This window comes from Devosia salina (assembly GCF_019504385.1).
In the GTDB taxonomy this organism is placed as follows: Bacteria; Pseudomonadota; Alphaproteobacteria; order Rhizobiales; family Devosiaceae; genus Devosia; species Devosia salina.
The window spans coordinates 3,421,144-3,445,339 of the sequence record NZ_CP080590.1 but is presented as its reverse complement, the minus strand read 5'-3'; the positions used below and the strand labels follow the sequence as shown (position 1 = coordinate 3,445,339).

At 63.5% G+C, this 24,196-nt stretch carries 26 protein-coding genes; 16 read left to right on the top strand and 10 right to left on the bottom strand.

The genetic code is table 11. The annotated features are described in order from the left end of the window. The first annotated feature begins 4 nt into the window (after positions 1–4). The 4 genes from K1X15_RS16910 to K1X15_RS16895 all read left to right on the top strand — a co-directional run bounded on the left by K1X15_RS16910 (position 5) and on the right by K1X15_RS16895 (position 3,753). Entirely contained in the window at positions 5–1,204 is a 1,200-nt protein-coding gene (locus tag K1X15_RS16910; RefSeq protein ID WP_220304762.1) for an alanine racemase, read from the top strand. Between the two features lie 10 nt (positions 1,205–1,214). Continuing rightward, a complete protein-coding gene (locus K1X15_RS16905; protein WP_220304761.1) occupies positions 1,215–1,955 on the top strand; it encodes an ATP-binding cassette domain-containing protein in 741 nt (246 codons plus the stop codon). Between the two features lie 300 nt (positions 1,956–2,255). Continuing rightward, positions 2,256–2,741 (top strand): TerB family tellurite resistance protein, encoded by a 486-nt coding sequence (locus K1X15_RS16900; RefSeq protein WP_220304760.1) that lies wholly within the window; start codon positions 2,256–2,258, stop codon positions 2,739–2,741. Between the two features lie 40 nt (positions 2,742–2,781). After that, a complete protein-coding gene (locus K1X15_RS16895) occupies positions 2,782–3,753 on the top strand; it encodes a TerC family protein (protein WP_220304759.1) in 972 nt (323 codons plus the stop codon). Positions 3,754–3,827: 74 nt separating this feature from the next. On the opposite strand, the gene K1X15_RS16890 is transcribed toward K1X15_RS16895, so the two are convergent. From K1X15_RS16890 to K1X15_RS16845, 10 genes are all read right to left on the bottom strand, one after another. Beyond that, positions 3,828–4,502, bottom strand: a complete 675-nt coding sequence (locus K1X15_RS16890) for an ABC transporter ATP-binding protein (RefSeq protein ID WP_220304758.1) — start codon at positions 4,500–4,502, stop codon at positions 3,828–3,830. Continuing rightward, positions 4,499–5,704: an ABC transporter permease gene (locus tag K1X15_RS16885; protein WP_220304757.1), complete on the bottom strand. Its 1,206-nt coding sequence runs from the start codon at positions 5,702–5,704 to the stop codon at positions 4,499–4,501. The genes K1X15_RS16890 and K1X15_RS16885 overlap by 4 nt, the downstream gene beginning before the upstream one ends. Before the next feature lie 4 nt (positions 5,705–5,708). Beyond that, positions 5,709–6,806 carry an efflux RND transporter periplasmic adaptor subunit gene (locus tag K1X15_RS16880; protein WP_220304756.1) on the bottom strand — a complete coding sequence of 366 codons (1,098 nt, stop codon included), beginning with the start codon at positions 6,804–6,806 and terminating at the stop codon, positions 5,709–5,711. Positions 6,807–7,100: 294 nt separating this feature from the next. Next, positions 7,101–8,474 (bottom strand): phosphonate ABC transporter, permease protein PhnE, encoded by a 1,374-nt coding sequence (gene phnE / locus K1X15_RS16875; protein ID WP_220304755.1) that lies wholly within the window; start codon positions 8,472–8,474, stop codon positions 7,101–7,103. A gap of 11 nt (positions 8,475–8,485) precedes the next feature. Beyond that, positions 8,486–9,409: a phosphonate ABC transporter, permease protein PhnE gene (phnE, locus tag K1X15_RS16870; protein WP_240549774.1), complete on the bottom strand. Its 924-nt coding sequence runs from the start codon at positions 9,407–9,409 to the stop codon at positions 8,486–8,488. Between the two features lie 116 nt (positions 9,410–9,525). Further along, positions 9,526–10,434, bottom strand: coding sequence for a phosphonate ABC transporter substrate-binding protein (gene phnD, locus K1X15_RS16865; protein ID WP_240549530.1), 909 nt, complete (start codon positions 10,432–10,434; stop codon positions 9,526–9,528). A 59-nt stretch (positions 10,435–10,493) separates the two neighbouring features. Continuing rightward, on the bottom strand, positions 10,494–11,321 hold the full coding sequence (gene phnC, locus K1X15_RS16860; protein WP_220304753.1) for a phosphonate ABC transporter ATP-binding protein: 828 nt from the start codon (positions 11,319–11,321) through the stop codon (positions 10,494–10,496). A 196-nt stretch (positions 11,322–11,517) separates the two neighbouring features. Continuing rightward, positions 11,518–12,132 carry a DapH/DapD/GlmU-related protein gene (locus tag K1X15_RS16855; RefSeq protein WP_220304752.1) on the bottom strand — a complete coding sequence of 205 codons (615 nt, stop codon included), beginning with the start codon at positions 12,130–12,132 and terminating at the stop codon, positions 11,518–11,520. Between the two features lie 10 nt (positions 12,133–12,142). Then, complete coding sequence (gene phnN / locus K1X15_RS16850) at positions 12,143–12,694, bottom strand: phosphonate metabolism protein/1,5-bisphosphokinase (PRPP-forming) PhnN (protein WP_220304751.1); 552 nt, start codon at positions 12,692–12,694, stop codon at positions 12,143–12,145. Further along, complete coding sequence (locus K1X15_RS16845; RefSeq protein ID WP_220304750.1) at positions 12,691–13,836, bottom strand: alpha-D-ribose 1-methylphosphonate 5-triphosphate diphosphatase; 1,146 nt, start codon at positions 13,834–13,836, stop codon at positions 12,691–12,693. Before K1X15_RS16845 ends, phnN begins: the two co-directional genes overlap by 4 nt. A 176-nt stretch (positions 13,837–14,012) precedes the next feature. On the opposite strand from K1X15_RS16845, the gene phnF reads away from it, so the two are divergent. The 12 genes from phnF (at position 14,013) to phnE (K1X15_RS16785) (ending at position 24,185) form a co-directional block, all read left to right on the top strand. Next, positions 14,013–14,768 (top strand): phosphonate metabolism transcriptional regulator PhnF, encoded by a 756-nt coding sequence (phnF, locus tag K1X15_RS16840; protein ID WP_220304749.1) that lies wholly within the window; start codon positions 14,013–14,015, stop codon positions 14,766–14,768. Next, entirely contained in the window at positions 14,758–15,201 is a 444-nt protein-coding gene (gene phnG, locus K1X15_RS16835) for a phosphonate C-P lyase system protein PhnG (protein WP_220304748.1), read from the top strand. The genes phnF and phnG overlap by 11 nt, the downstream gene beginning before the upstream one ends. After that, positions 15,201–15,731 carry a phosphonate C-P lyase system protein PhnH gene (gene phnH / locus K1X15_RS16830; RefSeq protein ID WP_220304747.1) on the top strand — a complete coding sequence of 177 codons (531 nt, stop codon included), beginning with the start codon at positions 15,201–15,203 and terminating at the stop codon, positions 15,729–15,731. The genes phnG and phnH overlap by 1 nt, the downstream gene beginning before the upstream one ends. Then, complete coding sequence (locus K1X15_RS16825) at positions 15,731–16,825, top strand: carbon-phosphorus lyase complex subunit PhnI (protein WP_220304746.1); 1,095 nt, start codon at positions 15,731–15,733, stop codon at positions 16,823–16,825. The genes phnH and K1X15_RS16825 overlap by 1 nt, the downstream gene beginning before the upstream one ends. Beyond that, the gene (locus K1X15_RS16820) at positions 16,822–17,736 is read left to right on the top strand and encodes an alpha-D-ribose 1-methylphosphonate 5-phosphate C-P-lyase PhnJ (protein WP_220304745.1); all 915 of its coding nucleotides are present in this window, start codon (positions 16,822–16,824) and stop codon (positions 17,734–17,736) included. Before K1X15_RS16825 ends, K1X15_RS16820 begins: the two co-directional genes overlap by 4 nt. Further along, entirely contained in the window at positions 17,733–18,554 is an 822-nt protein-coding gene (locus K1X15_RS16815; RefSeq protein WP_220304744.1) for an ATP-binding cassette domain-containing protein, read from the top strand. Before K1X15_RS16820 ends, K1X15_RS16815 begins: the two co-directional genes overlap by 4 nt. Positions 18,555–18,563: 9 nt before the next feature. After that, positions 18,564–19,301: a phosphonate C-P lyase system protein PhnL gene (locus K1X15_RS16810; RefSeq protein ID WP_220304743.1), complete on the top strand. Its 738-nt coding sequence runs from the start codon at positions 18,564–18,566 to the stop codon at positions 19,299–19,301. Further along, positions 19,288–20,487: an alpha-D-ribose 1-methylphosphonate 5-triphosphate diphosphatase gene (locus K1X15_RS16805; protein ID WP_220304742.1), complete on the top strand. Its 1,200-nt coding sequence runs from the start codon at positions 19,288–19,290 to the stop codon at positions 20,485–20,487. Before K1X15_RS16810 ends, K1X15_RS16805 begins: the two co-directional genes overlap by 14 nt. A gap of 78 nt (positions 20,488–20,565) precedes the next feature. Beyond that, positions 20,566–21,396 (top strand): phosphonate ABC transporter ATP-binding protein, encoded by an 831-nt coding sequence (gene phnC / locus K1X15_RS16800; RefSeq protein WP_220304741.1) that lies wholly within the window; start codon positions 20,566–20,568, stop codon positions 21,394–21,396. Between the two features lie 38 nt (positions 21,397–21,434). Continuing rightward, entirely contained in the window at positions 21,435–22,358 is a 924-nt protein-coding gene (gene phnD, locus K1X15_RS16795; RefSeq protein WP_220304740.1) for a phosphonate ABC transporter substrate-binding protein, read from the top strand. Positions 22,359–22,426: 68 nt separating this feature from the next. Next, positions 22,427–23,335, top strand: coding sequence for a phosphonate ABC transporter, permease protein PhnE (gene phnE / locus K1X15_RS16790; protein WP_240549529.1), 909 nt, complete (start codon positions 22,427–22,429; stop codon positions 23,333–23,335). A 1-nt stretch (position 23,336) separates the two neighbouring features. Continuing rightward, positions 23,337–24,185 carry a phosphonate ABC transporter, permease protein PhnE gene (gene phnE, locus K1X15_RS16785; protein WP_220304739.1) on the top strand — a complete coding sequence of 283 codons (849 nt, stop codon included), beginning with the start codon at positions 23,337–23,339 and terminating at the stop codon, positions 24,183–24,185. Positions 24,186–24,196: the final 11 nt, after the last annotated feature.

Below are 24,196 nucleotides of genomic sequence, written 5' to 3'. Positions count from 1 at the left end.
AGACATGTTTCTCGACGTTCTCCGCCGCCGCAACCCCGCCTTCATCGAAGCGGCCATGGCCCTGCATCAGTCCGGCCAGATCCCGGCCAATGCCTATGTGCTTGATCTCGACGCTGTCGAGGCCAATGCCCGCGTCCTCAAGACCGAAGCCGACAAGAACGGTCTCAAGATTTTCGCCATGACCAAGCAGGTCGGTCGCGCCTCGAGCTTCTGCCAGGCAGTGCAGCGTGGCGGCATCGAGAAGTCGGTGGCTGTCGACATGGCCTGCGCCCGCGCAACCCACAATGCCGGCATGAAGGTGGGGCACCTTGGCCACCTGCAACAGGTCGCACGCGCGGAAGCCGATGCCGCTGCCGCCACCTTCCGGCCCGACTACTGGACCGTCTTCAACGCCGAAAAGGCCCATGAGGCAGGGGCCGCAGCGCACAAGGCGGGCTACAGGCAGAACCTGCTCGCCCGCATCAAGGCCGAAGGCGACACCTTCTATCGCGGTCACGAAGGCGGCTTCGAGGCCAGCGACGTCGTCGCCGTGGCCGATGGCCTGGATAGGGTCGAAGGCGGGCGCTTTGCCGGCATCACCACGTTTCCGGCGCTGCTCTTCGATCATGCCAGCCGCAAGGTGAAGCCGACCCCGAACCTGGCGACGCTCTCCCGCGCCGCCGAGGCCCTCCACAAAGCGGGCCGTCGCAATGTGGAAATCAACGCCCCGGGCACGACCTCCTCGGTCCTGCTTCAGGGCCTCGCCGAAGCCGGCGCCACCCAGTGCGAGCCCGGCAATGGCCTTCATGGCACCACGGCCCTGCATGTCATGGAAGACCTGCCCGAACTCCCCGCCGTGCTCTATCTCACCGAGGTGTCGCATCTGTCAGGCGGCAAGGCCTATTGCCTGGGTGGCGGGTTCTATATTGACCCGATCTTCCCCGACTATCCGGTCAAGGCGATTGTCTCGCGCGAGCCCACCACATCGGCCGGCGCCTTGCGCGAAGTGGAGATTCCGCCGCCCTCGGCCATCGACTACTACGCCATGATCGACGCTGAAGGCCCCGCCACGCCCCAGCCAGGCGACACGGCCGTCTTCGGTTTCCGGGGCCAGGCCTTTGTCACCCGCGCCTATGTGGTGGGCGTGTCGGGCATTTCCGCCGGTAACCCCAAGGTTGAAACCATCGAAGACAGCTTCGGCCGCACGGCCGCCTGGCCGGTCTAGGAGTGCCGCAATGACCCAGCCTGTCCTGGCCCTCAACAATATCCGCAAGAGCTTTGGCGGCGTCGTCGCCATCGAGGATTTCAGCCTCACCATCGAGCCGGGCGAGATCGTCGCCCTGGTCGGTGACAACGGCGCCGGCAAGTCGACGCTGATCAAGATCATTTCGGGCGTGCATGCCCCCACATCCGGCGAAATCGTCATCGAGGGCGAGAGCATTTCCATGTCGAGCGCCACCAAGGCGCGCGAGCATGGGATCGAAGTGGTCTATCAGGACCTCGCTTTGGCTGACCAGCAATCGGTCTATATGAACCTGTTTCTCGGCCGCGAGGTCACCAAGGGCCCCTTCGGCCAGCTCGACCGCAAGACCATGATCGCCGAGACCCAGCGCCTCGTCGATGAGCTGGATGTCCGCATTCCCTCGCCCCACGCCACCATCCGCGACCTCTCGGGTGGCCAGCGCCAGGGCATCGCCATCGCCCGAGCCACGCGCTGGGCGAAAAAGCTCATCCTGCTCGACGAGCCCACCGCCGCGCTCGGCGTGGCCGAAACGGCCAAGGTCGAGAAGATCGTGGCCGGTCTGAAGGCCCGCAATATTGGCGTGCTCATCATCAGCCACAGTCTCGACCAGGTCTTCCGCCTCTCCGACCGCATCTGCGTCCTCCGCCGCGGCAAGCAGATCGGCATCCGCACGACAGCGCAAACGGACAAGAACGAGATCGTCTCGATGATTACTGGTTTGAGCGCGCAGTAGACATCGCTCGTCCACTACGGGGGCAAGGCTCCCCGTTCCGGCCGTTCAACCGGTTTGGGTCGCCTCGCGCTGGTCTGGCTGGCGAAAAAAAATGTGCCGCCCTCTTGCCGCTCTGCCGGCCGATACCAATCTCGATTGTCGTGACCGGGCCCCTCTGGCGTCGGCGGCACAGGCCGCCACGCGATGTCGGATCACCTCGGCAGGGCCCGCGGGCATCTGCGTGTGGTGCCCGAACGATGTCCTGGTCTCCATGCGCACTCCCTCAGTTCTGTTGAGCAGACCCTGAGAGGAGATTTATGCATGAGCAAGGACAAGTCCCCCTTCCAAGACGACATATTTCTGCGCGGTGCCCGTCTCAGGGCCCGTCAGAATGCCGATGCGCGTGAGCTGCGCCACGAGGCTGGCCTGGCCGAGAGCGAAGCGTTCTTCCAGGCCCTCGTCGCTGCCGTCGCGGTGATCGCCCATGCCGATGGAAGGCTGGAACTGGCCGAAAGGCGCAAACTGGTCGAAGCGTTCATCGCAAGTTCGGCCGTAAAGGGTTTCTCGGTCACGGACCTCGCCCACGAACTGGCCGAGCACAGTCGCGCCTATGGCTATGACCCTCACACGGCCGAACAGCGGGCCCTGGCGTGCCTTTCTGTCAGCCTGCTCAGCGGCGAACAGCGCCAGTCGATCCGGCAGGTCTGCCATCAGGTGATCACGGCTGATGGCCTTGTGCACCCGGTTGAACTGGGTGCGCTGCACCGGGTCGAACGTGCCCTGGGCATTGCCGGGGGTGCGCAGTGACCCCAAGCAGCATCGGTCTTTGCATGCAGGAGGATTGTAGATGGACATCCTGACCAGCATGTTCCTCGGACAGCCGCTCTGGATGTGGCTTGGTTTCCTGGGTCTCGTGGTGGCCCTGCTGGCCTTCGACCTCGGCGTTCTCCATCGCGATGGGCACGAGATCGAGGTGCGCGAAAGCCTCTTGCTTTCCGCCTTTTATATCGCCCTCGGCCTGGCTTTTGGTGGCTTTGTCTGGTGGCAACTTGGAGCCCAATCAGGTGTCGAATACCTCACCGGCTTCGTGGTCGAGAAGAGCCTCGCGATGGACAATGTCTTCGTCATTGCGATGATCTTTGGCTATCTCGCCATTCCGCGCCATCTGCAGCACCGCGTGCTGTTCTGGGGCATATTGGGCGTGATCGTGCTGCGGGCGATCATGATCGGGCTGGGTGCCACCTTGGTGTCCGAATATGGCTGGGTTCTCTATGTCTTCGCGGCCTTCCTGATCTTCACCGGCATCCGGATGCTGATGATTGGACACGAAGAGGCGGACCTGAGCCAAAATCCGGTCCTGTTGTTCGTGAAGAGGCGCTTCAGGGTCACGGACACCTTGCAGGGTGACCGGTTCTTCGTGCGCCAGCACGACCCGAAGACCGGCCGGATGGAGCGGTATATGACGCCGCTGTTCCTCGCCCTGATCATGATCGAGATCGCGGATGTGATCTTTGCGGTGGATTCGGTGCCGGCGATCTTTGCCATCACCACCGATCCCTACATCGTCTATACGTCCAACATCTTCGCCATTCTTGGCCTGCGCGCCCTCTATTTCGCGCTTGCTGCCATCATCCATCGCTTCGCCTATCTCAAGCAGGCGCTGGCTGTGCTGCTGGTGTTCATCGGGTCCAAGATCTTCCTTGCGGACCTGCTGGGCTGGGACAAGTTCCCCGCCGAATGGTCGCTGACGATTACGGCGGTGATCCTGGCAAGCGGGGTGGCCTATTCCCTCCGGCGGACGGGTCGCATGCCCCAATGAAGCAATGGGGACGCGGTCGCCTGCGTCCCCATTGCACGTCTGCGCGGTCACAGTCTATTGGCTGCGGCGCACTCTCAACTGACCCGGCCATCCAGCACACGGATCTGCCGACGACAGATTTCGGCGATCCTTTCGTCATGCGTCGAGATCAAGAAGCTGGTCGCTTCCTCGCGATTGATCTCCCCGATCAGGTCCATCACCTGGGTGGCCGATTCCCTGTCGAGGTTGCCCGTCGGCTCGTCGGCCAGGACCAGTTCGGGCCGGTTCATCAGGGCGCGGGCAATTGCGACCCGCTGCTTCTGTCCGCCAGAAAGCTGGGTGGCCAGAAAATCCATGCGGCTACCAAGGCCGACGCGGTCGAGCAGTTCGCGTCCGCGCGCCCGCGCTGCCGCCGTTTCGCGCCCCGATTTCACCGCAGTGGGGAAGATGACGTTCTCCAGAGCCGTGAAATCGGGCAGCAGGTGATGGAATTGGAAGACGAAGCCGATATGGCGGTTGCGAAACTCGGTGAGGTCTCGATCGTCTGCCCCGGTCAGATCCTGGTCCAGCATGAGGTGCTGCCCCGATGAGGGCTTCATCAGCGTGCCCAGAATGGTGAGCAGCGTGCTCTTGCCAGACCCCGACGGGCCCAGCAGGGCGGCCAGTTCACCGGTCTCCAGCGTCAGGTTCAGACCCTTGAGGACCGGGGTCGCGGTATCGCCTTCCCCATAGGTTTTGACCAGATCCCGGACTTCAACCAGCGTGCTCATTGGCCGATCACCGAGACCGGGTCGACACGGGCAGCGGCCCGGGCGGGCAGGATGGATGCCAGAATGGCGCCGATCGTTGTCAGCGTTACAGCCAGGTCATAGGCGCCTTGCCGGACGTCTATGGGCAACCCGCCTTGTGGCGCCACCTCAGGCAATGGAAAGGGGGAAAGGGCCGCATATCCCAGGCCAGCACCAATCAGTCCCCCCAGCAGGCCAATCAGGGTGCCCTGGGCTACAAAGACGAAGATGACAAAGCCCTGGGTCGCGCCCATGGCGCGCATGATGCCGATTTCGGGACGCCGCCTGTAGGTGGAGAGCAGCAGGGCGCTGGCCACGCCGATCACGATTGTGATCAGCGCAAAGCCCTTGATGAGATTGCCCGAACTGGCCTGCGCCCTGAGCCCGTCCAGCAATTGGGCGTTCCCCTCCGTCCAGGGCTTTGCTTCAAGGCCGGTATCGGCAGCGAGCTGACGCGCATAGGTCTCTGCCTGGTTGAGGTCGTCGAGCTTGATTTCTATGCGTGAGATGCCTTGCGGCAGGTCGAACAGCGTTCGTGCGACAGAAAGGCTGACAAAGGCCGAGCGACTATCCAGCGCATCCAGACCGAGTTCGAACAGGCCGCCAACAACCAGCGGCAGTTCGACCCCGCTGGCGGAGCGGAGACGCACCACCTGTCCGACGCGCAGCCCCAGATCCTCCGCCAGACGCGTTCCCAAAAGCACATTGGAGCTGTTCAGGTCGGTGCTGCCGGCCCGGATGTTCCTGCCGATATTGGCTATGGCGGACACCTTGTCCGGTTGAACGCCGGTGACCGCCACTGGCGCGGTTGCCAAACCACGCACCAGAAAGCCGTTGCCCACGATCTGCGGCGACACCGCCGCCACGCCGGGCGTCGCCTCGATCAGCGGGATGAACGCGTCCGCAGTACGGAGCAATTCAAGCTGCGTGGTGTCGCGCTGCCGCACAATAAGCAGTCCCTGATCTTCGGGCAGCAAAGCGCTGGCGTCACGGCTGGGCGCTTCTATCGTCACATGGGCGATGTCGCCGACCGTGCGCTGCACCAGAAACACCGCCAGCCCGCCGATCAGCGCGCTCATGAAGATGAAGACGAATACGCCAACAGCGACACCCGCGATGAGCAGGCCCGTTTGTGCCTTGCTTGCCGTCAGGTAGCGTGTGGCGATCTTGAGACCATAGAGCATGGACCTACTCCGCAACCGCCAGCTGGCCGGGAGCAACGCTTGAGGGATCGAGCACCACGACGTCACCCGGTTCGATCCCGTCGGTCACCATGACCCGTTCGGCCGGCCAATCCGCGAAATCGATTGCCTGCTCGCGGACCACGCCGTCTTCGAGAAGCAGGACATGGCTTTGCGTCCCTTCCGTCAGGATGGCTCCCCGCGGCACCGAGATGGCCGCGTCAATCTCCGACACGATGATATTGGCGTTGACGGTCAGTCCGACAGGCAGATCGACCGGCGTGTCGAAGGCGATTCTGATCGCCCGCCCGCCGGTGGCCGTATCGACTTTTGGGGAGGTGAAGACAATCGTGCCTTCCTGAGCCACGCTATTGCCGGCCGGCCTGAGCAGGACGTCGAGGCCGTTGGAAATGCGTGAAGAGTACAACTCGTCGACATTGGTCTCGACCAGCAATTCGCTGAGGTCAGCGACCGTGTAAAGATTGCTCTGCGTGTCCACCAATTGTCCGCGGTCGATGGACCGATCGAGGACGACCCCGTCGATTGGGGAGCGGATCGTATATTGTTCCAGCTGGCTCCTCGCCTGGTCCAGCGCCGCCGCAAGGCGCGACACGTCGTTCCTCGCTTCGGTCAGCGCGAGTTCGGCGTCTTCGCGGGTCGAGCGCGGTGTGTTCTCGCCCAGGGCCCGCGCCCGCGCAGCATTGGCCTCGGCCTGTTGCTGACGAACCAGACCAGCATCGAGCGCGGCCTGCGCCTGATCAAGCAGCGCTTGTGGCTGGGCAGTGTCGAGCTGCACCAGCACCGCATTGGCGTTCACGCTTTCTCCCTCGCCCGCGCCCACGGAGACAGCCAGGCCCGATACGGCAGAACGAACCTGGATGGTTTCGCGCGCCATGACCCTGCCATTGACCGCCAGGGCCTGTATCAGCTTGTCCGGTTCCGCGATCTCGACCTCGACGCGGACAGGTTTTTCTTCCCAGGGGCGTTCGAAATAGGCATAGGCGGAACCGGCGCCAATGAGGATGAGCCCAACTATTGTCCATCCGATACGCCTCTTGCGGCGACGGGTGACTTGGTTGCCGGGTTTTGTGGAGGGCGATGCCATAGCGAAGGTCTCTGCGTTCGTCCCGGACACTACGGTGTGAGAGCGTCAGCAGATTTGATCGCATCGGTTCGACAACAGGTTTTGAGCCAGAACCTGCTCATGGAGCCGCCGAACGTGGTCTTGCATGTTCTGCCCACCTCGTGAGTGCAAATGCTCGCTCATCGTGGGGAGATGGACATGCGGTGAACGTGGCCAGGTTGGCGCCTGTGAGAGGCAAACGAGATGAGCCGTGGCGGGCGGATCGAAGAGGATCGGGGATGGGAGAATCGCCGCCGGCTCGCGCCCGGCTGTTTTTTATACCGGTCTCGGCGTGTGCGCCGCGTGCTCCGAACCGGCGATCAGGCGCCGGCGAATGCGGGCACTGAGACTGTCGAAGGCAAAGACCACTATCAGGATCAACACGACCATATAGGCGACGTTTTCCCAATCCTGGTTGGTCCGCATGGCTTCGAGAAGCTTGAGGCCGATGCCGCCGGCACCAACAGCACCAATGATGGTGGCGCCGCGGATATTGGCTTCCCAGAAGTAGAGGGTCTGGGAAATGATCACCGGGGCGACCTGCGGCATGATGCCGAACCGGTTGACCTCTGCCGGACTGGCCCCGACCGAGCGAATGCCTTCACGCTGCTTGTCGTCGATATTCTCAATGGTTTCCGAAAAGAGTTTGCCGAAGGTGCCGGTGTCGGTCACGAAGATGGCGGCGATGCCTGCCAGCGGTCCCGGCCCGAAGCCGCGGGTGAACACCAAGGCCCAGATCAGCATGTCGACCGAGCGGGTGAAATCGAAGAAGCGTTTGGTGATCCAGTTGGCAGGCCGGGAATTGGTGACATTGCGCGCCGCAATGAAGGCCAGTGGAAATGCCAGGGCGGCCGCGAACAGTGTGCCGACAAAGGCCATGACGATGGTCTGGATCAGCTTGTTGAGCACATCGCCATGCTGCCATTCGGCATTTGTCAGAAACTCGGTCCAGGCCAGGGAGAGATTGGTCTGATCCGGATCAAAACGCTCGCCTGAGGTGAGGCTGGTCCACAACTCGCCCGGCCCCATGCCCCAGAAGGGGGATTGCGGGTCGAAGAAGAAGTTCTCCCAGCCCAGGAAGCGGCGACGCACCAGAACCTGCGTCGCGCGAATTTCGGCGCTGCCCGCAAAGCCGTATTCCACCGTGACACGGCCATTGCGTTCGCTCATCTGCGGTGGCGCATTGGCCGGCAGCAGCGCGGCCTCGCCGTCAAACACGATGTCATAGGCAACGCCATTTACAATGGCTGTGACGCCGGTCGAGGCGATGTCGATGTGGTCTCGGTCCGAACCGAAACTGACATCGTGGCTGCCGTCGGGCTGCGTCACGAGCCAGTCGGGGTCGGGATTGTCTCCCAGGGGCGAGAAGCGCTGGAACTCGATCCGGGTGGAGCCATCGTCCTGGAAGCGGAAACGGGGCTGGGCTTCCCAACTGATCCAGTCTGCCATGTAGATGCTGGCGCGCTCCCATTTGCCATTGGCAAGCTTGGAGCCGACATCAAAAAAGCTCCAGCAATAGGCGAGGTAAACCAGGGCCCCGGCGATCAGCAGCAGGCCGCCCCAGCGCTGGGCAATGCTGCGGTTGAACACTTCTGGATGGGCCTGGCGGAGGCGGTTGCGCTCCTGGGGCGAGAGGGTCGAGGCTGTCATGGTGATGTCTCCTAGGCCCCGAACTGGAAGGCGGCATTGCCCACCAGCCGCCGGCGCAGCCAGCCAGAGAACTGGTCGATGGCGACGATGGTGAGGAAGAGGAGGATGACGATGGCATAGGTCTTGGCGGCATGATCGCGCCCGATGGACTGTCGGAAAACCTCGCCGATGCCACCACCGCCGACCGCCCCAATGATGGTCGACGCGCGCACATTGATCTCGGTGCGCAGCAGGAAATATGACACGAAATTGGGCATGACCTGCGGGGCGACGGCAAAGCGCACGCGTTCGAACCAGTTTGCCCCCACCGAGCGCAGTCCCTCGTCGGGCCGCATGTCAGCGTTTTCCACCACCTCGAAGAACAGCTTGCCCAGCGCGCCGACCGTATGAACCGAAACGGCAAAGATGGCGGCGATCGGTCCAAGCGAAAGAATGGCGGCCATCATGCCGGCCAGGACAATTTCGGGAAAGGCGCGCATCAGTTCGAGCAGCCGGCGCACGATCCAGCGCAGTGGCGCGGCCACGCCCAGATTGGACGCGGCGGCAAAGCAGAACAGAAAGGCGAAGAAGCCGCCGATCAGGGTCGAGGCAAAGGCGATATTGAGGGTGACCAGCATCTCGTAGAAAAATTCGGGGATGTAGAAGCTGGTCCCGAACAGATAGTGGCGCCCCACTTCATAGTCGTATTTGAACGAACCATCGGCATAGGGCGAGGGCAGGTCGAACAGGGCCCGCACGATCTCGAAGGGATCGTCGGGCACGAAGTTCTTGATGAAATCGAAGAGATAGGGGAGCCGTTCGAAGAACTTGCCCGAGCTGGCATTGTTGGCGAAAACCAGCGAGGACACCAGCACGGCGGCCAGAACGATGACGGCCAGAAGAGTATAGGCCCGGCGTGTGCGTACAAGCTGACGATAGTGCCGATGGATCGCCATCGCGCTCGATGTCGCGGCAATATCCGCACCAACGCTATTGCTCGCCAAATCCGTCATGCCGATCTCCAGTCAGACGATCGGCCGGCCCCGAATGGGGGCCGGCCGACAGGAATTGATCAACCGCCGATGGTGGCTTTGCGGGCGTCGATGATCGGCTGGTAGAAGCTGGCATCGACTTCAACATAGCCGTTGTAGTCGCCGGACTGCGCCGAGCGGAAACAGTCGTAATTGGTTTCGGGCAGCGCGAGCAGGAAGTCCTTGATCTTGGTCTTGGCGTCCGCGTCCATGGTCGAGCGCAGCACGATCGGGCCATTGGGGATCAGCGGCGACTGCCAGATCTGGACGACGTCTTCCATGTCCAGCATGCCCTTGTCGACCATCGAGCGGATATTGCCCGAGGTGTAGCCTTCGGAGAATTCACCAACACCCGATGCCCAGGTCACGCCGGCATCGAACTGGCCATCGAGGACGGCCAGGACGTTGTTTTCGTGGCCGCCACCGAAGCCGGTCTCGCCAAAATACTGGTCCACCGGCATGCCGATGGCGTCGGGCAGGGTGACCAGCGGGATCAGATAGCCCGAGGTGGAGTCCGGATCCGCGAAGCCCAGGCTCTTGCCCTTCATGTCCTCGAGCGAGGTGATGCCCGAATCCGAGCGGGTCAGCATGACCGAATAGTAGCCGGTCGCCCCATCGGTCTGTTCGGTGGTCAGGATCGGCTCAACCGCGTTGGGATCCTGCAGGTAGATTGCGGCAAAGCCCGAAGCGCCCAGTTCCGCATAGTCAAGGGTACCGCCAAGCAGGCCCTGGATCACGCCGTTATAGTCGGCGGCCGGGAACAGCTGCACATCATCATAGCCCAGTTCGGACTTCATCAGATCGACCAGGCACTGATTGTCGCGCAGGCGGTCGGCTTCGTTTTCGCCGCCAAGCAGGCCAATGCGCAGGACATTGGCGTCCTGAGCGAGTGCCGGGGCGGCAAGGGACAGAGCAATGGAGGCGAGGAGCAGTTTACGGATCGCGGACACGGGAAATCTCCTTTGGTGACGCGGGATGGGCCAGTCGACCGCTTGGGGCGGCCGAACGACTAGGGCGCCTGCTGCGCGTTGGTTGGTGTGCGCGGCAGGAATTTTACGGGCGCCAGGGAGGTCGAGGTCATGGCCTCGGAAAAGGCCTCCCTGAGACCGTCGGCGCCGTAGATGGAGCGGGCGACATCGGTGGTCAGCTCGTCGGGCGTGCCGTCGAACACCACCTTGCCCGCCGCCATACCGATGATGCGCTCGCAATAGGCGCGGGCCGTGTCGAGCGTGTGCAGATTGGTGATGACGGTAATGCCTTCGGCATTGATGTCGCGCAGGCTGTCCATGACGATCTGGGCATTGCGCGGATCAAGACTGGCGATGGGCTCGTCGGCCAGGATCATTTTCGGCTTCTGCATCAGGGCGCGGGCGATGGCGACGCGCTGCTGCTGGCCACCGGACAGGGTCTGGGCCCATTGCGTGGCGGTCTGGGCAATGTCGAGACGCTCCAGAGCCTTGAGAGCTTCGAACTGCTCGTCCGCTGTGAAGACCTGCATCAGGTTCAGCACCGGATTGCGGCCATTAAGCCGCCCCAGCATCACATTGGTGATGACATCGAGGCGGGGCACCAGGTTGAACTGCTGGAAGATCATGGCGCAGTCGCGCTGCCAGTCGCGCAGGGCCTGGCCGCGCAGTTCCGACACTTTCACGCCATCATGGTCGATATGGCCGGTCGAGACGTCGTTGAGGCGGTTGATCATGCGCAGCAGGGTCGATTTGCCGGCGCCCGAACGGCCGATCACGCCCACCATCTGCCCTTGGGGGATTTCGAGCGTCACGTCATTCACGGCGACCTTGTCGCCAAAGCGTCTGGTGACGTGCGAAATCTTCAGCATGCCGGAGCCCCCGTCATCGAACTGGCTATGACCTAGGGCGAGGACGTAACGACAGCGTAACAACTCGGAGACAGTTCAATGACGCAGGTAACTTGCTGAAACGCCAGAATTTCTGGCAGAACAACCAGTGAAAAAGCCGCCGCAGGAGGTTGCGACGGCGGTTCAACTTTCCCAATTTTGGTCAGGTCGGTGACGGTTACCCCTGATACTTGTCCAGGAATGCCTCGATCGGCAGGGCGCGGAAGTCAGGCAGGGCTGTGTGCAACTGCGCATGGCTCCAGTCCCACCATTTGAGCGCGTCGAGGCGACCCGCGACAGGATCGGAGAAGCGTTGGCGGATGGTGCGGGCGGGCACGCCCACTGCGATGGCAAAATCGGCAACGTCTTTGGTGACCACAGCATTGGAGCCGATGATGGCGCCATTGCCGATCGTCACCCCGGGCATGATCACGGCGCCGTGGCCGATCCAGGTATCGTGGCCGATATGAATGTCATTGCCGGCGCGCCAGTCGAAGAAGGCCTGGTCGTCGTCCTCGCCCTCGAAATACTGGGCCGAGCGATAGGTGAAGTGGTGCAGCGACGCGCGCTCCATGGGATGCATGGAGGCGTAGATGCGCACATTGGCGGCAATGTTGGAGAACTTGCCAATGGTCGCATAGGCGATCTGGGTGCCGCCCACGCAATAGGAATAGTCGCCCATGCTCGAATAGGCGACATGGCAGTGCGCGCCCACTTCGGTGTAGCGGCCCAGGGTGGACTGGGTGACTTTCGCCGTTTCGTGGATGAAGGGCGTTTCGCTGAGCTTTTTCATGGCATTCTCCTCAAGCGGGCTGACGAAGCAGGTCACGCAGTAGCGCCACGAACTGGGCTCCGGCACGGTCGAGCTGACCGGAATTGTCGATCTGGACGGTGCCAGGGGGCAGGCGGAAGCGCGCGCCGCGCTCCATGCGCCGCACAATATCGTCCCCGGTTTCGCGCCCGCGTCCGGAGAGGCGACGGGCGATGACGTCGGGTTCGGCCGTGACCTCCACAACCAGAGCATTGGGATAGCGTGCGAGCAGTCTGGGCAGCACGGCCCGCGATAGATTGGCGATGACGACCCGGCCGGCCGCGAGATCGTCCTCCAGCGCAATGGGCAGGCCATAGCTGAGGCCATGCGCCTCCCAGCTCAGGGCAAACGCACCGCGCTGTTTGGCAGCAGCAAATGCTTCGGGTGTCATGCTGTCGTGATCTTCGCTACCGCCATCAGCGGCGCGGGTGACCACGCGGCGCACCACCCTGACCGCCTCGGCCAGATGGTCGCGGGCGAAATTGATCAGGCTGTCCTTGCCGGCGCCACTGGCCCCGACCACTGCGACGAAGGCGCCGGTCATAGCACCCGCCTTCCCTGGCGCCAGACTGTGCGCACGATGGGAATGCCATCCTCGATGCGCAGCTGCACGAGGTCGGCGCGCTTGCCCAGCGCGATCTCGCCGCGATCATCCAGTCCCGCCGCTTCGGCCGGACGGCGGGTGACCAGGCCGATGGCCTGCGGCACATCGATCGCTGCTTCGTCGACCAGGCAAAAGGCGGCCTGCAGCATGGAGAAGGGGATGTAGTCGGAGGACAGGATGTCGAGCAGGCCCGCCGCGGCGAGGTCGCGCGCCGAGACATTGCCCGAATGCGAGCCGCCGCGGACGACATTGGGGCCGCCCATGAGAATGGCAAGGCCCGCATCCTGCGAGGCCTTTGCCGCCTCCATGGTGGTGGGAAATTCGGCAATGCTGATGCCCAGATCCAGCGCGGCGTCGACATGGGCAGCGGTTGCGTCGTCGTGGCTGGCGAGGACTATGGACCGCGCATGGCTGAGTTCGGCCAGCGCCTTGCGGTGGCGATCCGCATAGGTGATCGATTCGAGCGTACGGCGGGCGATGAATTCGGCCAGCTGGGTGTCGCTCATCTTGAGCTTGCCCTGGTAATAGGCGCGATAGGCGTCGGGATTGGCGAATTGGCGCTGGCCCGGGGCGTGGTCCATCAGCGAGGCCAGCCGGACCAATTCATGGTCCATGATGGCCTCGAACGCCTCGAGGCAATCGGGGGCCGAGACCTCGCAGCGCAGGTGAATGAAATGATCGGCGCGCAGGCGCCGCGCCTCGACCCCGGCCGTTATCGCCGCGGCCAGGATGCGCAGTTCGGCGGCGCCCATATCGGCATGTTCGTCAGTGCCGACGCGAATGGCGTCGAAAACCGTGGTGATGCCGGAGGCGGCAATCTGCGCATCATGTGCCTGCACGGCTGCAATTGGGTGCCAGCGCACTTTCGGCCGCGGCGCATAGTGGGTTTCGAGATGGTCGGTATGGAGTTCGACGAGCCCCGGAATGAGGTAGTCGCCCTCGAGATCCAGGCCACGTGTGCTGGAAGAACCGATGTCGGTGATGACGCCGCCGGCCATTTCCACGGCGCCCTCCATGACCCTGTCGGCCAGGACGATGCGGGCATTGGTGAGCACGGTCTGGTCAAGGCCGATGGCGGTCATGTTGCGTCTCCTCGGGCGTCTCCTTGGCCCATCCCCTACTCACGCTCTGTGACAGGCAAACGACATCGGCGGCGACATTCGAATGAGTCGACGCAGGATTGTCGCAGGACGGCGCTACCGTCATTTCAGTGTCACTTCGGCTCGCTAGAACCAGCTCATTCGAATGAGTTGACGATATGCGAAACCAAGGACATTCCTGGGAAGAAACCCGGGACCGGATCAGCGAAGAAATCACCTCGGGGCGGTTGGCGGCCGATACACGGCTGCCGTCAGAGCCCGAGCTGTGCGTGCTCTATGGCGTGCGCCGCCACTCGCTGCGCAAGGCCCTGGCGGCGCTGGTGAGCGAGGGCAAGCTGCGCGTCGAGCATGGACGGGGCACCTTTGTCGAGCGCGCGCCGCTCCTCAATTACGTGATCGGCACGCGCACCCGCTGGCACGAAAACCTGATGAGCCAGGGCCTGACATCCTCGGGCGAAACGCTGGCGGAGATGAAACTTCCGGCCAGCAATCGCGTGGCTGCCGCCCTGGGGATCGACAAGGACGCGCCAGTCTTTGCCCGTTCGTGGCGGGGCTTTGCCAATGACCTGCCCATCTCCATGGGTTGGGCCTATCACGACGCGACGCGCTTCCCGGACCTGCCGGAACGCCGACGCGACACGCCATCCATCACCCAGGTCTACCGCTCCTACGGCATCCTCGACTATCGCCGGCAGCGCACCACCGTGTTCACCCGCCTCGCCTCGGAACACGAGGCCAGCATGTTGATGCTGCGGCCCGGCCAGTCCGTGCTGGTGGTGCAGAAGATCGACGCGGATCTCGATGGCAACCCAATCGGCTTTTCCGAAGCCGTCTGGGCCGGCGACCGCGTCCAATTCACCTTTGAAACCGACCAGCCAACGGTCATGACGGAAAGACACAGCGATGTTCAATGAAACCCCTTCGGGTGGGCCTGGGCACGGCGAGATGCTCGACATTCTCGCCCGCGCCCGCCCCGACCGCCTCAAGCAGCATGCCGAGGCGCTGCTCAACGACATGGGCGAGATCACCGTCGTGGCCAATCGCACCGGCCTTGTGATGGTGCCGATGCGCGACACCGTGCAGAACGTCGATTTTCATCTGGGCGAAGTACTGGTGAGCGAGGCCCAGATCACCGACCCGGCCGGCCAGGTCGGCTATGGCATGGTCACCGGTCGCGACCTTGAGCGCGCCATGGCCATGGCGGTGATCGATCTCAGTGTTGCGGCCCGCGGCCGCGATGACGCGACGGCCCGCTTCCTTGCCGAAGAGAAGACGCATCTCGACCATGTCGATGCCGAGCGCATGCGGCAGGTCGAAGCGACCCGCGTTGAAATGGAGACCTTCTGATGCTGACCGTCGCTCCTCCCGACGCCGTCGAGTTGCGCTCGAACGCCACGTTCGAAGCCCTGATGTGGACTCTCTCGCGCCCCGGCGATGTCCGCACTTTGCCCGAGGCCGGTTTCGGCGCCATTGTCGAGACGCTGGTTGACCTCGAGTGCAGCGCCTATGCCGATACGCCCGCCATGCGCGAACGCATTTTGGCCAGCGGCGCAACGCTGGCCGAGGGGATCGGCAATGCCGACCATGTGTTCCTCGCGACCCTCGATGGCGCCGAGATTGCCCAGATCAATTGCGGTAGCGCGCTCTATCCCGACGATGGCGCGACGCTGGTCGCGGCCGTGGCCCATTCCGGCCAGCGCGTGCGGCTTTCCGGCCCCGGCATCAAGGACACGACCGAAATTGCGCTGGCCGTGTCGCCCGGCTTCTGGGCCATGCGGGACATGCTCTGCCTCTATCCCGAAGGGTTCGACATCTTCTTTGTCGATGGCGACAGGGTCATCGGCATTCCGCGCTCTTGCCTGGTGGAGGTGCTCTAATGGCCTATGTTGCAACCCGCGGTGGCGAAAGGGCCATCGAGCAGGCCGAGCGGCTGTTCCGCCAGGACCTGGGCACGATCGACGCCAACCGCGTCGAGACCATCCGTTCAACCATGCCCTATCTCATCGACCGCGTAATGGGCGAAGCCTCGCTCTATGACGAGGAGCTGGCGGCATTGGCACTGGCCCAGACCGGCGGCGAACTCTCGGAGGCCGTCCTTGTGCTGCGCGCCTGGCGCACCACCCAGCCGCGCCTCTCCATTGCCCGTCCGGTGCAGCAGCACGAAGTGCTGACGCAGCGCCGTATCTCGGCGGCCTTCAAGGATATCCCGGGCGGCCAGATCCTCGGACCGACGCTCGACTATTCGCACCGCGTGCTGGCGACCGACGTGCTCGAGGGCAAGCCCTTTGCTCCGCCTGCCGTCGACAAGGCCGCCACTCCCGCTCCGGCCAGACAGCCATCGCTTGCCGACTGGCAGCGCCAGCAGGGTCTGGTGGCGCCGGCCAAGGCATCCAACGTGCCGCCTGAAAACATTCCGGACCTGACGCGCGAGCCGCTGCTGTTCCCGGCCTCGCGGGCGCATCGGCTGCAGAGCTTGGCGCGTGCCGAAACTGGTGGCGTTCTCGCCCTCGGCTATGCGGCCATGCGCGGCTATGGCAATGCCCATCCGACGGTCAACGAGTTGCGCCTGGGGGAAGCCAATGTCGTGGTGCGCCATCCGCGTGGCACCGAATTTGCCGCCGGACGCGTGCGGGTCAGCCAGGCCGAGGTAACCTCCAAGGAAAAGGGCGGCTATCTCGAACTGGGCTTTGCCGCCACCTTCGGCTGGAACGAGGTCAAGGTGATTGCCGCGGCAACGCTCGACCTCAATTCGGCGGCGGCACCAGTCGGTTCGCCTGTCCATGAAGAGTTCTATCTCTACCACACCGAAAGTGTGGAAGCCTCGGGCTTCTGCATTCACTTCAAGCTGCCCCACTACGTCACCTTCCAGTCGATCCTGGACGCCATGCGCGATGCCAAGGCGAAGCAGGCCGCGGCCGAAGCCAAGGGCGAAGCCTATGTCGCCGAACCCGAAGAGGAACCCGTGCTATGAGCCTTGCCACTCTCACCAAGGACTGGGCAGCCACGAGCTATGGCTTCCTGGACGCCTCGGCCAAGCGCGAATTGCGCCGCAAGATGCTCAAGGCCATTGCCGTGCCCGGTTGCCAGATGCCTTATGCGAGCCGCGAAGTGCCAATGGCCCGCGGTTGGGGCACCGGCGGATTGCAGGTGACCCTGACGCTGGTCAATCCGAACTCGATCGTCAAGGTGATCGATCAGGGGGCCGATGACGGCGTCAATGCCGCCTCGATCCGGCGCTTCATCTCTCGCGTCTCGGGCGCCTCCGAGACCTGGGACACGCTGGGCGCGTCCATCGTGCAATCGCGCCATCGCGTGCCTGAAGAAATCATGCGCGAGGACCAGGTGCTGGTGCTGCAGGTGCCCAATCCCGAGCCGCTGCGGGGGGTGGAACCCAATATTTCCATTGCCAGGCAGATGCATGCCGACGCCGATTATGGCCGGCTCTGGCTGACGCTCTATGAACAGATCGTGCGCAAGGGCCGCATCATGCAGGGGGCGTCGTACCCGTCCATGGTCAATGGCCGTCACGTCATGTCGCCCTCGCCCATTCCACGCTGGGACGTGCCCAAGCTGCATATGGCCAGGCACCTCACCCTGCTTTCGGCGGGCCGGGAAAAGCGGCTCTATGCCGTGCCGCCCTATACGCGGGTCGAACCGCTGGTGTTCTCCGATCGTCCGTATCTGGTGGAAGACCATGCCGACCTCACCTGCCGCCGCTCGGGCGTCCAGGGCTTCTTCATGAACGAGTTGCCGCAGGACGGCGGCGGTTCGGTCTTCGAAGTCAGTGACAGCAATCTGGGCATCAAGGCCATCAACATCGCCGAGGGGACGCCGAGCGAGATCGGTGAAACCTGGTATCGCCACGGGGAATTTTCAGCATGAGCCTTGATCTGGGTCTTCCGGCGCTGGAGCGCGCAGCCCCCCGCCTGATGCGGGCCGAAGCGCTGCTGAGCATGCGCGACATTTCCAAGCGCTTCGGCACTGTCCGCGCGCTGCGCAATGTCGATGCGACCGTTTATCCGGGCGAAGTCATGGGCATTGTGGGCGAAAGCGGCTCGGGCAAGTCGACGCTGCTGCGCATGATGAATCTCGAGGATACGCCCGACAATGGCGCGTACACGCTGCGGCTTCCGGGCCGCGAGAACGAGAACCTCTTCGATCTCCCCCGCTACGAGCGCCGCATGCTCTGCGCCCGCAATATCGGCATCGTCTACCAGAACCCGCATCTGGGACTGCTCATGCGCCACTCCTCGAGCGGCAATGTCGCCGAGCGCCTGCTGATTGCCGGCGAGCGCAGTTTCGATGTGCTGCGCGACAAGGCCCGCGAGGCGCTCGACGCTTCCGAATTCCCGCTCGACCGCATGGATGCGCGGCCCATCGAACTCTCGGGCGGCATGCAGCAGCGCGTGCAGCTGGCCAAGGCCATTGCGCTCGAACCGGCGCTGCTGCTGCTCGACGAGCCGACCACCGGCCTCGACGTCTCGGTGCAGGCGCTGGTGCTCGATACGCTCAAACGCCTGCAGCGGGATCGCAAGATCACCATGGTGCTGGTGAGCCACGATCTGGGCGTCATTCGCACCATGGCCGACCGGGTCATGGTCATGCGCCATGGCGAAGTGGTGGAGCAGGGTCTGGCCGACCAGGTCTTCCAGGACCCGCAGCACAGCTATACCCAGCAACTCGTCCACGCCAAGCTCTAGGGAAATGTCATGACCGCACCGTCGTTCATCTTGCGGGTCCAGGACCTGGCCAAGACCTTCCGCATGTACCATCTGGACAGCATGCTGCATGCCTTTGAAGGCGTCAGCTTCGACCTTCACGAAGGCGAATTCCTGCTGCTGCGGGGCCACAATGGCGCCGGCAAGTCGACCCTGCTGCGCACCATCTGGCGCAGCTACCTGCCGGTCGCCGGGCATGTCTTCTATCGCTCAAACCATGGCGAGATCGACCTGGCCAATGCGGCCGATGTCGACATTGCCCTGCTCCGCCGCGAGGAAATCGGCTTTGTCACCCAGTTCCTCAATGCCCGTCCGCGCGTCGCCGCCCAGGACATCGTCGCCGAGCCGCTGCGCCTGGCCGGCGTGAGCCAGGCCGAAGCGCTCGATCAGGCCCGGCACTGGCTCGACCAGTTCGGCGTCCGTCCCGAGCTCTGGCGCGCCTATCCCTCGACTTTCTCGGGTGGCGAACAGCAGAAGGTGAACCTGGCGCGCGCGCTGATCCTGCCGCAGAAACTCCTGCTGCTCGATGAGCCTACCGCCTCGCTCGACGCCGGTGCGCGCGCTGCCCTGATCCGCCGGCTCGCCGATCTCAAGAGCCAGGGCGTCGCCATTATTGGCGTCTTCCATCACCCCGGCGACGTGGCGACGCTGATCGACCGAGAAATCAACCTCAGCACCCGCGCGGTGGCCGACGAAGAGAACCGGGAGGACGCCGATGTGGCTCTCTGATTTCCGCATTGTGCTTTCCGACCGCGTCATTGCGCGCGGCGCCCTGCGCATCGAGGATGGACTGATCGCCGAGATCAGCGAAACGCCGGTGTCCCAGGCCGATGTCGAGGGCAATGGCCTGCTGCTGATGCCCGGCATGATCGACATGCATGGCGACATGATCGAGCGCGAGATCGAGCCGCGTCCCGGCGTTCGCATGCCCATGGAAATGGGCCTGCGCGATCTCGACCTGAGGCTCGCAACGGCCGGCATCACCACCGCCTATGCCTCGCTGTCCTTCGCGCCCGGCTCGACCTATGGCCACATGCGCAGCTACGATTTCACCAGCGCCCTGATCCGCGCCGTGGTCGAGGCCCGGCCGCGCCTGCTCATCGACCATCGCGTGCATGCACGGTTCGAAGTCACCTTCCCGGCCGCCCTTTCGGTGGTCAAGGAACTGGTGGGCGAAGGCTCGGTGGATCTCGTCTCGCTCTGCGACCACACGCCGGGGCAGGGCCAGTATCGCGACCTCGACCTGCAGGCCGCCAATATTTCCAAGAACAAGGGCATCTCGCTCGAGGCGGCGCACGAAAACCTGCAGCAGCGCATCCGCGATCGCAAGGAAACGGCCGGCGACCTGACGGCGACGCTCCGCGCCATTACCCAATATTGCGCCCTGCACGGCGTGCCCGTGGCCAGCCATGACGACGACACAGTCGAAAAGGTGACGCTGATGGATCAGCTGGGCGCGAACATTTCCGAGTTTCCGGTGACATTGGAAGCGGCCGGGGAATCGCGCCGGCGTGGCATGCTCAATGCCATGGGCGCCCCCAATGCGCTGCGCGGCCAGTCCTATTCAGGCAATCTCTCGGCGCGCGAGGCCCATGCGGCGGGCCTGCTCGACCTGCTCGCCGCCGACTACCATCCCTCGGCCATGCTGCCGGCCGTGCTGGTGCTGGCCGAAACCGATCCTGATGGACTGGCAGGCGCCGCTCGTCTCACCACGCTCAATCCCGCTCGCGCCCTGGGGCTTGAAGACCGTGGCGAAATCCGTGTCGGCCTGCGCGCCGACCTTCTGGTGGCGTCCGAAGCCGGGATGGGCCAGGTCCATGCCACCTTCTCGCACGGCCGTATCGTCCATGCCGATGGCACAATGGATGTCTCGACCGCCGGCAGGCGTCACGCGCATGTCATTCGAATGAGTTAACGCTGTCATGTGCGGTCGCTAGAACTTGTTCATGGGCTGAGCCAGTCCAGGGAACGATCAACGGGTGGAGGACGAGCGGTGCTGGAGCTTCGCAAGATCACCAAGGCCTTCGGCGAAACCATCGCCGTCAACAACGTGTCGTTGAGCTTTGAACCCGGCCAGATGGTTGGCATTATCGGCCGATCAGGGGCGGGCAAGTCCACGCTGCTGCGCCTGATCAACCGCCTTGCCACGTCAGGCAGCGGCGACATCGTGTTCGAGGGCACCAATGTCACGACGCTCTCCGGCAAAGACTTGCGCGAATGGCGCGCCCGCTGCGCCATGATCTTCCAGCAGTTCAACCTGGTGAGCCGGCTGGACGTGCTGACCAATGTCCTGATCGGCCGCATCGGCTATCTCGGGACGATGCCCGTGATGTTCAAGCACTTCTCCGCCGCCGACCGGGCCGCCGCGGCGCTCGCCCTCGACCGCCTGGACTTGCTGCCACAGGCGCTGCAACGGGCGGACACGCTCTCCGGCGGCCAGCAACAGCGCGTCGCCATTGCCCGGGCCTTGATCCAGAATCCGAGGTTGATCCTCGCCGACGAACCCATCGCATCGCTTGATCCGCGCAATGCACGGCTGGTCATGGAAGCCCTGCGCGATATCAACCGGCAGGACAAGATGACCATCATCTGCAACCTGCATACGCTGGATGCGGCGCGCGCCTATTGCGATCGCATCATCGGCATGGCCCAGGGGCACGTCGTATTCGACGGCTCCCCCGCCCAACTCACATCCCGCGTGATCCAGGAGATCTACGGCGGGGATGCCGAAAGCGCCGTGGACGAGAGTCTGACCTCGACCATGGGCGCGATCTACGCGCCGGCAAAGCCCGTCGTGCAACCCGAAATGGCCGGCGCGATCTAGCGTCGACCGCACCCAGTCCCAACATCGGAGCCATTGCTATGTTCACCTTCGTGCGCCGCAGCCTTGCGGCCGTACTGATCTCGGCCGCCCTCGTTTCTGTCGCCGCCGCCCAGGATTGGCGGGAGCAGTATCCCGAACTCACCATCGGGATATCGTCCAGCGAGAATGAAACTGACGCCATCGCCCGCACCGAGCCCTATGCCGCTTACCTGAGCGCCGAGCTCGGCGTGCCGGTCAATATCGTGCGCGGCACCGACTACGCGGCCGTCATCGAGGCCATGCGTTCGGGGCACGTGCACTTCGCCTCCGTCGGTCCGGCCGCTTATGCCCTGGCCCGCAAGGTGATGGGCGAAGACATTGCTCCGGTCGCCGTCACGCTCGATAACGAAGGCAATCTGGGCTACCACTCGGTGATCGCCGTGCGCGCCGACAGCCCCTATCAGAGCCTCGAGGACATCAAGGGCAAGTCCTTTGCCTTCGCCGATCCCAACTCGACCTCGGGCTACGCCGTTCCGTCCTACTATCTGGCGACCGAACTCAAGACCAGCGCCGACGAATATTTCAGCGAAGTGGCCTTCTCGGGCGGCCATGAGCAGAGCGTCATGGCGCTCGTCAACGGCACATTCGACGCCGTTGCCACCCATTGGCGCAATGAAGAGGCGGGCAATATCCAGAACATGGAAAAGAAGGGCCTGATCCCCGCCGGCTCGACCCGCATCATCTGGACCTCGCCCGTCATCCCGAACACCCCGGTCATGATGCTGACGACCTTGCCGCAGGAGCTGCAGGACGCGTTCAAGACGGCTCTGCTCGCTTTCCCGGAAAAGGACCCGGAAGCCTTCGCCACCTACACCAACGGCACTTCGAGCGGCTACGTGGAAGCCAAGCACGAGGACTATCTCGACGTGGTGGCCATCACCGAGTTCAACGCAGAGGAACGTCGCCGCACCGGCGGCAATTGATCGGGCCAATGCCTTCCGGCGCGCGGCATCGCGCGCCGGCTTTCACTCCGCGACAAGGACAGTCCGATATGACCACAATGGGACATTCTGAGGCTAGCTTTGCTGCCGGCCGGCCGCAGCGGCTGGTCGATTTCGAGCAGCGATTTGCCGAGGAACGCCGCCACAAACGATTGTGGACATTCGTTCACCTGGTTCTCTTCGCCATTGCCCTGGCCGGCTCGGTTGCCGTCAGCGATTTCAATCTGGTCGGACTGATGAACGGCCTGCCCAAGGCCTGGAACTACATTGTCGGGACCTTGCCGAAGCTGTCCCTAGAGACGCTCGGTGCCGATCTCTCGGACTGGTACTGGGGGCTGCGTTTCTGGCTGCGCCTTCTGGTCGAAACCATCCTGATGGGCTTTGTCGGCACCGTGCTCGGGGGGCTGATCGCCCTGCTGCTGTGTTTCCCCGCCTCGCGCAATCTGGTCGAGAACACGGGTATCTACTTTTTGGCACGGCGTAGCCTCGAGTTCCTGCGCACGGTTCCCGAGCTGGTCTTCGCGCTCATTTTCGTTTTCGCCTTCGGGCTCGGTCCCTTTGCCGGCGTGCTGGCGATTGCGGTGCATACGGCCGGTTCGCTGGGCAAGCTGTTTGCCGAGGTGAACGAGAATGTGGACCCCCGGCCGATCGAGGGTGTCCGCGCCGCCGGCGGCAACTGGCCCATGCTGATGCGGCTGGGCGTGGTGCCCCAGGCTTTGCCCAATTACGCCAGCTATTTGCTGCTGCGCTTCGAAATCAATGTGCGCGGCGCTTCGGCCCTGGGCATTGTCGGCGCCGGAGGCATCGGGCAGGAGCTCTACGTCGCCATTCGCCAGTTCGAATATACCGACATTTCGGCCATCATGCTTCTGCTGATCGCCACCACTTCCATCATCGACATCACCTGCGAGACGATCCGCCACCGGCTGATCGGGCAGGACATGCAGGCGGGGCACTGACGTGAACAGGACAACCCATGGCGAAATCGCGCGTCTGCGCCGCACCAATCCGGAACTGTTTTCCAGCCCGCTGATCGCACAGATCCGGACCTGGGCACTCTGGCTCGGCTTCATTGCCGCTCTGGCCTATGGGCTCTGGTGGGTCGATGCGAACCCCATGCGGATCGTCAATGGCCTCAACAAGCTGGGCCTGCTGGTTGGCCTGATGATCCCACCCCATCCCGGCGATGGGTTCTGGAGCTATGTCCACGCCATGCTCGAGACGCTTGGCATGGCATTCCTGGGCACGGTCATCGCCGCCGTGCTTGCTGTTCCGCTAGGCTTTCTCGGGGCCAAGAATATCATGCCGAACTGGCTGTTCCATTTCGGCCTTCGCCGTATCTATGATGGGTTTCGCGGTATTGACGGGTTGGTCTGGGCGCTGATCTTCGTTTCCGCCGTCGGACTGGGGCCGTTCGCCGGGGTGCTCGCCATTGCCGTGGGTGATCTCATGATCTTCGCCAAGCTCTTTGCCGAAGCCATCGAGAATGTGGAAACCAAACAGGTAGAGGGGGTTCGCGCCGCTGGCGGCAACGACACCCATGTCATGCGGTTGGGCGTGTTTCCGCAGGTCCTGCCGGTGATGATGAGCCACGTGCTCTACTTCTTTGAATCCAATGTACGCTCCGCCACCATCCTGGGCATTGTTGGCGCAGGCGGCATTGGGCTTGCCCTCTCGGACCGGATGCGCATCAACAATTGGCAGGAAGTTGCCTTCATCATCCTGATGATCCTGGTCACCGTCGCGGTCATCGACAACATTTCTCGCAGCATCCGGGCGAGGCTGATCGATGCCGCGCCCCAGAACTGAAGCGCCTGCAG

What these genes read in the sequence shown, in the direction of transcription:
- K1X15_RS16885 (WP_220304757.1), bottom strand. Translation starts at nt 5,704, where the DNA reads ATGCTCTATGGTCTCAAGATCGCCACACGCTACCTGACGGCAAGCAAG.
- K1X15_RS16825 (WP_220304746.1), top strand. Translation starts at nt 15,731, where the DNA reads ATGGCCTATGTTGCAACCCGCGGTGGCGAAAGGGCCATCGAGCAGGCC.
- phnE (WP_240549529.1), top strand. Translation starts at nt 22,427, where the DNA reads ATGACCACAATGGGACATTCTGAGGCTAGCTTTGCTGCCGGCCGGCCG.
- K1X15_RS16895 (WP_220304759.1), top strand. Translation starts at nt 2,782, where the DNA reads ATGGACATCCTGACCAGCATGTTCCTCGGACAGCCGCTCTGGATGTGG.
- K1X15_RS16815 (WP_220304744.1), top strand. Translation starts at nt 17,733, where the DNA reads ATGAGCCTTGATCTGGGTCTTCCGGCGCTGGAGCGCGCAGCCCCCCGC.
- phnE (WP_220304755.1), bottom strand. Translation starts at nt 8,474, where the DNA reads ATGACAGCCTCGACCCTCTCGCCCCAGGAGCGCAACCGCCTCCGCCAG.
- phnC (WP_220304753.1), bottom strand. Translation starts at nt 11,321, where the DNA reads ATGCTGAAGATTTCGCACGTCACCAGACGCTTTGGCGACAAGGTCGCC.
- K1X15_RS16805 (WP_220304742.1), top strand. Translation starts at nt 19,288, where the DNA reads ATGTGGCTCTCTGATTTCCGCATTGTGCTTTCCGACCGCGTCATTGCG.
- K1X15_RS16845 (WP_220304750.1), bottom strand. Translation starts at nt 13,836, where the DNA reads ATGACCGCCATCGGCCTTGACCAGACCGTGCTCACCAATGCCCGCATC.
- phnE (WP_240549774.1), bottom strand. Translation starts at nt 9,409, where the DNA reads ATGGCGATCCATCGGCACTATCGTCAGCTTGTACGCACACGCCGGGCC.
- phnH (WP_220304747.1), top strand. Translation starts at nt 15,201, where the DNA reads ATGCTGACCGTCGCTCCTCCCGACGCCGTCGAGTTGCGCTCGAACGCC.
- K1X15_RS16910 (WP_220304762.1), top strand. Translation starts at nt 5, where the DNA reads ATGTTTCTCGACGTTCTCCGCCGCCGCAACCCCGCCTTCATCGAAGCG.
- K1X15_RS16855 (WP_220304752.1), bottom strand. Translation starts at nt 12,132, where the DNA reads ATGAAAAAGCTCAGCGAAACGCCCTTCATCCACGAAACGGCGAAAGTC.
- K1X15_RS16810 (WP_220304743.1), top strand. Translation starts at nt 18,564, where the DNA reads ATGACCGCACCGTCGTTCATCTTGCGGGTCCAGGACCTGGCCAAGACC.
- phnD (WP_220304740.1), top strand. Translation starts at nt 21,435, where the DNA reads ATGTTCACCTTCGTGCGCCGCAGCCTTGCGGCCGTACTGATCTCGGCC.
- K1X15_RS16890 (WP_220304758.1), bottom strand. Translation starts at nt 4,502, where the DNA reads ATGAGCACGCTGGTTGAAGTCCGGGATCTGGTCAAAACCTATGGGGAA.
- phnF (WP_220304749.1), top strand. Translation starts at nt 14,013, where the DNA reads ATGCGAAACCAAGGACATTCCTGGGAAGAAACCCGGGACCGGATCAGC.
- K1X15_RS16900 (WP_220304760.1), top strand. Translation starts at nt 2,256, where the DNA reads ATGAGCAAGGACAAGTCCCCCTTCCAAGACGACATATTTCTGCGCGGT.
- K1X15_RS16905 (WP_220304761.1), top strand. Translation starts at nt 1,215, where the DNA reads ATGACCCAGCCTGTCCTGGCCCTCAACAATATCCGCAAGAGCTTTGGC.
- phnG (WP_220304748.1), top strand. Translation starts at nt 14,758, where the DNA reads ATGTTCAATGAAACCCCTTCGGGTGGGCCTGGGCACGGCGAGATGCTC.
- K1X15_RS16880 (WP_220304756.1), bottom strand. Translation starts at nt 6,806, where the DNA reads ATGGCATCGCCCTCCACAAAACCCGGCAACCAAGTCACCCGTCGCCGC.
- K1X15_RS16820 (WP_220304745.1), top strand. Translation starts at nt 16,822, where the DNA reads ATGAGCCTTGCCACTCTCACCAAGGACTGGGCAGCCACGAGCTATGGC.
- phnN (WP_220304751.1), bottom strand. Translation starts at nt 12,694, where the DNA reads ATGACCGGCGCCTTCGTCGCAGTGGTCGGGGCCAGTGGCGCCGGCAAG.